8 protein-coding genes, 1 tRNA gene and 1 pseudogene are annotated in these 7,644 nt (G+C 57.7%); 1 reads left to right on the plus strand and 9 read right to left on the minus strand.

What is annotated here, in order from left to right:
- From VMA74_RS02460 to VMA74_RS02495, 9 genes and pseudogenes are all read right to left on the minus strand, one after another.
- A pseudogene (locus VMA74_RS02460) lies at positions 1-274 on the minus strand (DUF4440 domain-containing protein); the annotation flags it as partial.
- Positions 275-472: 198 nt separating this feature from the next.
- On the minus strand, positions 473-982 hold the full coding sequence (locus tag VMA74_RS02465) for a hypothetical protein (RefSeq protein WP_325364471.1): 510 nt from the start codon (positions 980-982) through the stop codon (positions 473-475).
- Between the two features lie 519 nt (positions 983-1,501).
- Positions 1,502-1,897, minus strand: coding sequence for a hypothetical protein (locus tag VMA74_RS02470; protein WP_325364473.1), 396 nt, complete (start codon positions 1,895-1,897; stop codon positions 1,502-1,504).
- A gap of 56 nt (positions 1,898-1,953) precedes the next feature.
- Positions 1,954-2,178: a hypothetical protein gene (locus VMA74_RS02475; protein WP_325364474.1), complete on the minus strand. Its 225-nt coding sequence runs from the start codon at positions 2,176-2,178 to the stop codon at positions 1,954-1,956.
- Position 2,179: 1 nt separating this feature from the next.
- Positions 2,180-2,656 (minus strand): DUF6538 domain-containing protein, encoded by a 477-nt coding sequence (locus VMA74_RS21590; protein WP_414649544.1) that lies wholly within the window; start codon positions 2,654-2,656, stop codon positions 2,180-2,182.
- An 85-nt stretch (positions 2,657-2,741) separates the two neighbouring features.
- A tRNA-Ser gene (locus VMA74_RS02480) sits at positions 2,742-2,831 on the minus strand.
- A 57-nt stretch (positions 2,832-2,888) separates the two neighbouring features.
- Positions 2,889-3,266 (minus strand): LrgA, encoded by a 378-nt coding sequence (locus VMA74_RS02485; protein WP_325364476.1) that lies wholly within the window; start codon positions 3,264-3,266, stop codon positions 2,889-2,891.
- Positions 3,263-4,543: a serine--tRNA ligase gene (gene serS / locus VMA74_RS02490; RefSeq protein WP_325364478.1), complete on the minus strand. Its 1,281-nt coding sequence runs from the start codon at positions 4,541-4,543 to the stop codon at positions 3,263-3,265. Before serS ends, VMA74_RS02485 begins: the two co-directional genes overlap by 4 nt.
- 84 nt (positions 4,544-4,627) lie before the next feature.
- The gene (locus VMA74_RS02495; RefSeq protein ID WP_325364480.1) at positions 4,628-5,203 is read right to left on the minus strand and encodes a hypothetical protein; all 576 of its coding nucleotides are present in this window, start codon (positions 5,201-5,203) and stop codon (positions 4,628-4,630) included.
- A 1,101-nt stretch (positions 5,204-6,304) separates the two neighbouring features.
- Between VMA74_RS02495 and VMA74_RS02500 the strand changes: the two genes are divergently transcribed.
- On the plus strand, positions 6,305-7,644 hold a 1,340-nt coding region (locus VMA74_RS02500; protein WP_325364482.1), incomplete at its 3' end, for an asparagine synthase-related protein.

Genomic DNA, 7,644 nt, shown 5'->3' on the forward strand with positions numbered 1-7,644 from the left:
TCTCGATATAGGCTTGGCTTGTCCAAGTCACGCCGGATTTGTCATGGTAAAACTCGACCTTCGGATTCAAATAGCTTCCGTGCTTTTTAAGCTGATCGGGCGCACTGCATTGGTTGAATGAGCCGAAGAATTCGGCATCCAATTTCTGGATGGTGCTGGCCAAGGGTTCGGGGCCTGTAGCGTCCGGCGAATTCAGTGACGTCGATGTCGCGGCTCCGGCGCAAGAGGCAGCGAGGGCAAAGAGTGCACCTGCCAATAAAACATTTCCGTTCATGTGTGTCCCCATCATCAAAGCCATCGGTCTGCAAGAGGTCCCTGCTACGGACGCATTTGAAGCCCGAACGGTTACACGCTCTCGCTAAATTGCGGCGCACGTCTTGCCCAAATTCAATCTGGGCAAGACGTGCGACAAACGGAGAACCCCCGAGTCAACATGCCATCTGCATCACAGCAGATTGGCGCCTCTCTAGCGCTAGCGACCGCGATTGGAGCTTGGTGGCGGGTACACAGGAGCGCTTGGAGTAACAAATTGCTGCGTAACGCCGCTCGCGAGAGCGTCCGAGCTGGCCAATCCTAGCCGACCACTTGCATCGTGGGACCAATACCATCTGCCGGGCGGTACCGGAGAGGCCGATACGTATGCAAAATGAGCGTCGTAACCACCCGCATTACGCGGCGCGGACTGCAAGGCCACGTTGATGATGAACTGGCTGGCCATCGGCTTGCCCTGCTTGTCGTAAGCAGGTTTGTGGATCATTTCGTCGAGGTTAGTGCGCAGCAAGCGCGAGAGCTCAGGCGAAAGCCGGTACGCCGGCAAAGCATCGGTAACCTTGCCCCGGTCATTTACGTACACCAGCACAGGCTCGATATTGCCGGGCGTATAGGAAGAATTCACGACGTGAGGCATCGCCTGGTCGTCTGCAAAAGCGCTTGTACTGCCCAGCAACACGACGACCAAGGCGGGAAACAGCAATGCTCGCATGTCCATCTCCTTGTGACAGTTAGGCTTCCGGCTAATTACTCCGGGTTAGCTGTCGAGTCAAGCAACTCACTTTGATGCCCACCGCGACCTGTGGCGGCTCAAATTTGTTCCGGGCAGCTGTGTCGAGCTCAGCTGCTTCTCGCCAAGTCTTTCTCGCAGAAATGAAAAACGCCCCTAACGAGGGGCGTTTTCGTATCTGGCGGAGAGAGCGGGATGGGACAACCCCGCTCCTCCAAGGCCTGACAGCCCACAAACCGTGGGTTGATGTGTGGACCGATCTTCGGCCTAGCGGTCCCTATGGTCAAACGTCATCGTCGCCCTTGCTCCCCAGTTTAGAGTTACCAAAGTATTACTTTGATGCCCTTATCGCTTCGACGTACCTCACTGCATTCCTTGTGATTTGAAAGTCCCGTCTTTTGTCAGACGCGTACTCCAAGCTCAGAAGCCCGAGAGAAACCAACTCATTCAAATCATCCTGGATAAATCGTGGTTCAGAAGCGCTTCAATGTCTACCACGCATCAGGTGGACAGATGTGAAAATAAAGCGACGATCTCTGCCCCGCAACTAGGCTCGAGCACTAATAAAGACAGTTGGCCGCTTCTTATCTTCGCAAGAACTACTTCCACCCACTCAGGGCTTAAGTATGACTTCGCATCAGATAGGCTGGTTGCCCAGCGTAGCTTGTCAATAACGATGCCTGTGTCGATTTCTGGTCCTCGGAAAAGCAGGAGCCTAGAGACGACATTCTGGTTTACAAAATCGGTGGCCCGAAATATCTCGCAAGCATGCAGAGTAAGCGACTTCTGTTGCCCATCCTCCATGACAAATGACAGAGCAATGATACCTGGGGCACCACTACCAACGATGCCCTTGAGAGCAACGTCGTGGTAACCGTCGATTCGCTCATAACTCATGCGTGCGTTCGTCAGTCGTGATGGAAGCGGTCGACGTAGCCTGGCCAGTCTCCATATCAACCCTTTTCCCATGCTCGCAAGTCATTCTCATGGAACTCGGTGGATGACCCGTCTTCAAACTCGACGGTATAAACAACACCGGCTGGAAACTTTTTCCAATACGAGCCGGGCTCCTTGTCTATCTCGAAAATGCCCACAACCCAAGCCTTTCGGTACTCAATGGCATTCCCGCCGATAGCCGCAGGGGCGCAAACAATGCCGTTATAAGTGAACTTAGGCATCTCAACCTCCAGTGGTGCTCGGGGCGTTGGAGGCGGAGGGGAGCTGGTGGGTTGATAGGAAGGTGGGGATTGCCGTTGCCATACACAACTTGCCCAGCAGCTGGGTTTTCATCTCTCGAAAATGAAGGATAGTACCCACGCGCTTTGGCCCACTCGAAAAAGCCACGCAAATAACTAAGCTTGTTAACGATGGTCTGACAATGACCCGATATCCCAAGGCAATGGCCTTGGCGATTTCATCAACAGAAGGTAAGCCATCCTTAGCCACTGACAGACCCAGCCCCCCGACCTGTGCGAAGGTTTGAGCATACGCTTGGACCAAGGCCAAAGCACGTCTTTGAGCCGTGAAGAGATCACGGGTCCGAAGGCTTTTAGTGATTTCAGTTTTGCTCGCGTTGCGAGACAAATGCGTCGGAATTCTTTGGCGAAAATGCCAGTTTCCTGATGTCGCTAGCCGAAGGTAATTCGGAATGTGCATACCGTTCCTTGTGGAGCAATATGTGGACTGGCCAGCTTTTCTCCAGACAACAAAAAGCCCTGAAAAATCAGGGCCTTTGCCTTTCTGGCGGAGAGAGTGGGATTCGAACCCACGGTAGGCTTACACCTACGGCAGTTTTCAAGACTGCTGCCTTAAACCACTCGGCCATCTCTCCGATTTTTTTGTGCTTGATTGCCGAACATTTGGCGATCTCGCGAGGGTTGCAATCGTATCAGGAACCGCGTGCTCGCGGGCCATTCGCGCCTTTGCGCGAGAGCGCCACCAGCGCCCAAATCGTGATGACCACGGGAATCAGGCCGCCGAGCAGCGGAAACAGCGTGGCGGGATGGCGTAGCACCATCGGCAACAGCTGCGTTGCGGTGGCGAAGGCGATGATCCACACGCGCCAGCTGCGACGTTTGCGGGCGATCCAGAAGCTGGCGACGACAAGCACGAGCGCGATGGCGCTGAGCACAAGATCAAGCGTGGGCAGCTCCCACACGCCTGCAAAACTCAGGCGTGTGCCGATGACGGAGGCAAGCACGATCATCAGGAAATAGCTGGAGTAGAACTCCACGTTGTCCCAGGTGCGGCTTGCCGGTGCGTTCATGCAATGTGCTCCGCGCCGGCCATGTAAGGACGCAGAGCCTGCGGCACGGTGATGGAGCCGTCGGCGTTTTGGTAGTTTTCCATCACCGCGATAAGCGTGCGCCCGATGGCAAGGCCCGAGCCGTTGAGGGTGTGCACGAGTTCCGGCTTGTTGGTATCGGGGTTGCGCACGCGGGCCTGCATGCGGCGCGCCTGGAAATCCGTGCAGTTGGAGCAGCTGGAGATTTCGCGGTAGGTGTTTTGGCTGGGCAGCCATACTTCCAGGTCGTAGGTTTTGGCGGCGCCGAAACCCATGTCGCCGGTGCAAAGCATCACTTTGCGGTAAGGCAGATCGAGCTTCTGCAGCACTTTTTCTGCGTGGCCTACCATTTCTTCGAGCTGCGCAAACGAATCTTCGGCGCGCACGATTTGCACCATTTCCACTTTTTCGAATTGATGCTGGCGGATCATGCCGCGCACGTCGCGGCCGTAGCTGCCGGCTTCGGCGCGGAAGCACGGTGTGTGCGCGGTGAGGCGCAGCGGCAGTGCATCGGCGTCTTGAATGGTGTCGCGCACCAAGTTGGTCAGCGACACTTCGGCGGTGGGAATGAGATAGCGCTTGGTCTCGCCGACTTGCGTGGCGAACAGATCTTCTTCGAACTTGGGAAGCTGCCCGGTGCCTTGCATGGTGTCGGCGTTGACGACCAACGGCACGTTGCATTCCAGATAGCCGTGTTCGCGCGTGTGCAGATCGAGCATGAATTGCGCAAGCGCGCGATGCAGCTGCGCGAGCTGGCCGCGCATGACGGTGAAGCGCGCACCGGAGAGTTTGGCGCCGGCTTCGCCGTCCAGCCAGCCATGGCGCTCGCCCAGATCCACATGATCTTTCACCGCGAAATCGAACTGGCGTGGCGTACCCCAGCGAAGGATTTCCTGGTTGTCGTTTTCGTCTTTGCCGGCGGGCACGGATTCGTCGGGCAGATTGGGGATGCCCAGGGCGATATCCGACAACCTGGCCTGCACTTCGGCCAGGGCATGCTCGTTGGCCTTGAGCTTGTCGCCGATGCCGGCCACTTCGGCCATCAGCGGGGCGACGTCTTCGCCCTTGGCCTTGGCTTGGCCGATGGCTTTGGAGCGGGTATTGCGCAGGTTTTGCAGCTCCTGCGTTTCGGTGGACAGCTGCTTGCGTTGGCTTTCCAGCGCTTCCACGGAGGCCACGTCCAGCGTGAAGCCTCGGGTTTCCTTGAGGCGCGCGGCGGTTTCGGCCAGGCGCGAACGCAGCAGTGCGGGGTCCAGCATGTTGGGGTCCAAATCGGCGGCAAGAACCCGGGATTATCGCCGTGGGGCCGCCGCGGTCGCAACGCGGTGGCCCCTACTCCGCTTTCAGGCTGCTTTGCGTTCCTGCCGGCCGATCCACCACGCCATCGCCGCGCCCGCCAGCAGCCAGCCGATGAGCTGCTCGATCAGGGCGGCCAAGACCAGCGCTTCGGGGAAGCGATACCAATTCCAATACGGCGCCAAGGTGCTCAGCCATGCGAACAAGGCGGCCACCACGGCGATGCCCAGGCGCTTGCGAAAGCTGAACGCGCTCAACCCCATCAGAAAGGCCAGGGCCAGCGCGGACAAGGTGTTGGATGCCCATTCGCGCGGAAGTTGGCCGCTCATTTGGGTCATGTCCTTGCCTTGCGGTTGATACACCACCCATGCGTAGGGCGACTGGTTCGCCTTTTGCGAATAGGCGGCGCGGGCGGCCGGATCGTTCCACTTGTTGAAGTCCAGCGAGGGCAGGATATAGACGCCTGGCGTGGGCCCGAGACCTTGATGCAGGGCGCTAAGTACGACGTCCTCGTTCGCGGGCTGATGGATGCCGGGGTTGCCCAGGCCCAGAAACATGTGTGCGACGAAGCCCCACAAGAACATCACGATGCCGCCCAAAATCGCTGCGATCAGTACGCGCATGGCGTTGCCCTCAACGATGGATGTGAGGGGAAATCTAGAGGGTGTGAAGGGTCGGTGCAAATGTGGGGTACGGACGGGGTTCCCGGGGTGGCGGTTACCGCCGCACCGTCATTCCGGCGAAGGCCGGAATCCAGTACAAATAATGACGCGCGAAGCGCTCGACATAAAAACGTGAGGTGTGCGTCGCACGGCGTATTCAAACTGGACTGCGGCCTTCGCCGGAATGACGACCGTGAGGCTTTGGGCTGTTGGCCACTATGTTCTACACAGTTCTACACATCGCTGCCGAACGGTTGTGGTGTGCCATGCGCACCGCGTCGATGCATCGGCGTTGGTCTTCTATCCATGAGCCATCCTGCTGCGCATGGCTTGAAACGATCATCGAGAATGTTTCTGCGCAGGCTCAATGCGATCGATCGTCGCATGACATCATTTTGCTTTTATCTAAACATCGAGTAGACAGTATTGATTTCCGCAATCGGCCGTGCGCGCGATTAACCCGCGTCAGGTTCGTGAAACCAACATTTGGCCCGCGCGGATGTACACAAATGTGCACAGCGGCGTAAACGCATAGCACACATTTCGCACACAACGCTGCATGCATCCTTCACGGAAGGCCGCCATCTGACCCTCTCATGCACCACACCACCCAACACTGCGGTGCCAGTAGCGATTGCGAAGATATCAGGGCTTCGCGCTACGGGCGAACGCTGTGTCGTCTGGAGAACTCATGAAGTACTGCGTGCTCATGTCGTATCGTGTTGCTGCACTGTCTTCTTCCGCCTTCGCCTTCTTATATCGCCAAGCAGAATCTTTGCGGCGCAGCGCTTGCCAAGGCGATAAAAAAAAGTTTGCCGGGAAACTGTCCCGCTTACGGCCGGCAGCAAACCAACGCCGACACGGTCGTTACGACAGCGCCAGTGCTCGACGCGTTTGCTTTGGCGCCGCAGCTTGAGCCCACTTGCTTGGGCAACCTCGAAACAGCCACTACAAGAGCAGCGAGGAAACGGTTAAGTGTTTGGAACGATGAGAAATCCCAAAATAAACCAGAGCGCTTTTCGAGCAACGAACGTAGGATTGGAGTCGGGAATCTCCGGTGGTTTGAACGTTCAAATCGACACCTCGCCTTATCAGAGCGAAGTGGATTTCTCGCCGCTCGACAGTTTTCAAGGCAATGATGCGTCGGTGGATCCGGTCTCGATCGCGGATCTGTTGCGAAACACGTTTGTCTATCCGCCGCATTCCATCTATCGCAACGTCAAGGTTGTAGCGACAGGCTTTGACCCGTCGCAGGACATGCACGACGCTCCGCAGTACCACTATACGTTTCAGTCGGCCTTGGCACCCACGCGGCCGCCGTCTGGAGCGGTGGACGAAAACACGCTGCTTGAAACCTTTCACCGCCTGCTTTGCGATTCGATCGAGCGCTCCACGGCAAGCATGCATTCGCCATGGATGTTTCAAAGCGGCGGCAAGGACTCCACGTCGATGGCAATCGCGCTGGCCCAGACGCGCCCCGACGCAACCTGCCTGACCTATCTGGGCGGCAAAGAGGAAAACGAGATGGCGTCGGCGCGCTTTGTCGCGCGGCAGCTCGGCTTGCGTCACGAAGCCCTGGTATGCGACCCGGGGCGCGCCTACGACCGCTATCTTGCGCTGCTGCCACGCATGCCTTTGCTCACCGCCGATTTTGCCGCGCTGTCATACGCCGATTTGGCAACCGAAGTACGCAAACAAGGTGGCGACGGCATCATCGACGGCATTGGCGCAGACGAATATTTCGGCACGCCCGTACATATGAGGGAACGGTTGCTTACGCTGATGGCGCGCGGCATCCGCGTGCCGCAGGCGCTGTTCAAATCCAGGCTCGTGAACCGCAGCTTCAGGGCTTGCTTTGCGCTATCGACGCTGCAGATGGATACGTTCGAGCGTTATCTCCCCGGCTCGCGTTTCAGCGATGCGGAAGTGGATGCCTTGTTCGGCTGGCATATCTCGGCCAGTTCACGGCAGCGTATCACGCCGTTTCGCGCCGACCTTGAAGCTGCGCAATCGAAGGAAGCCATACGCCGCATTTCGCTCACCATCGTGGAGTCGGCGCACCTGTGCAAAGGCATGTATACCGCCAAGGCCATGGCGCTTCGGCTGGCCTATCCTTATTGCGACGAACACTTGCGCGACTGGGTTTTCCATCACGTTCCCGACAGCCACCTGATCGGCCCCGGCGGCGTGAACAAGGTGCTGATGCGCAAATACATCGCGCAGCACTTCAAGGAACTTCCTTACGTGCAGTCCAAGGGCTGCTTTCGCTTCGATCTACGCGGCTTGGCCCGTGCTCGCTTCGATCAGGTTCACGCGTTTGCCCAACAGGTTCGCGACGTCATGCCTGGGGCGCCGGTATGGCTGGAAGAGCATCGCAAACTTTTGGACAACAAGTTCTTCGC

Origin of the sequence: Dyella sp. (genome assembly GCF_035508675.1) — a bacterium.
Taxonomy (GTDB): Bacteria; Pseudomonadota; Gammaproteobacteria; order Xanthomonadales; family Rhodanobacteraceae; genus Dyella_B.

What these genes read in the sequence shown, in the direction of transcription:
- VMA74_RS02485 (WP_325364476.1), bottom strand. Translation starts at nt 3,266, where the DNA reads ATGAACGCACCGGCAAGCCGCACCTGGGACAACGTGGAGTTCTACTCC.
- serS (WP_325364478.1), bottom strand. Translation starts at nt 4,543, where the DNA reads ATGCTGGACCCCGCACTGCTGCGTTCGCGCCTGGCCGAAACCGCCGCG.
- VMA74_RS21590 (WP_414649544.1), bottom strand. Translation starts at nt 2,656, where the DNA reads ATGCACATTCCGAATTACCTTCGGCTAGCGACATCAGGAAACTGGCAT.
- VMA74_RS02470 (WP_325364473.1), bottom strand. Translation starts at nt 1,897, where the DNA reads ATGAGTTATGAGCGAATCGACGGTTACCACGACGTTGCTCTCAAGGGC.
- VMA74_RS02465 (WP_325364471.1), bottom strand. Translation starts at nt 982, where the DNA reads ATGCGAGCATTGCTGTTTCCCGCCTTGGTCGTCGTGTTGCTGGGCAGT.
- VMA74_RS02475 (WP_325364474.1), bottom strand. Translation starts at nt 2,178, where the DNA reads ATGCCTAAGTTCACTTATAACGGCATTGTTTGCGCCCCTGCGGCTATC.
- VMA74_RS02495 (WP_325364480.1), bottom strand. Translation starts at nt 5,203, where the DNA reads ATGCGCGTACTGATCGCAGCGATTTTGGGCGGCATCGTGATGTTCTTG.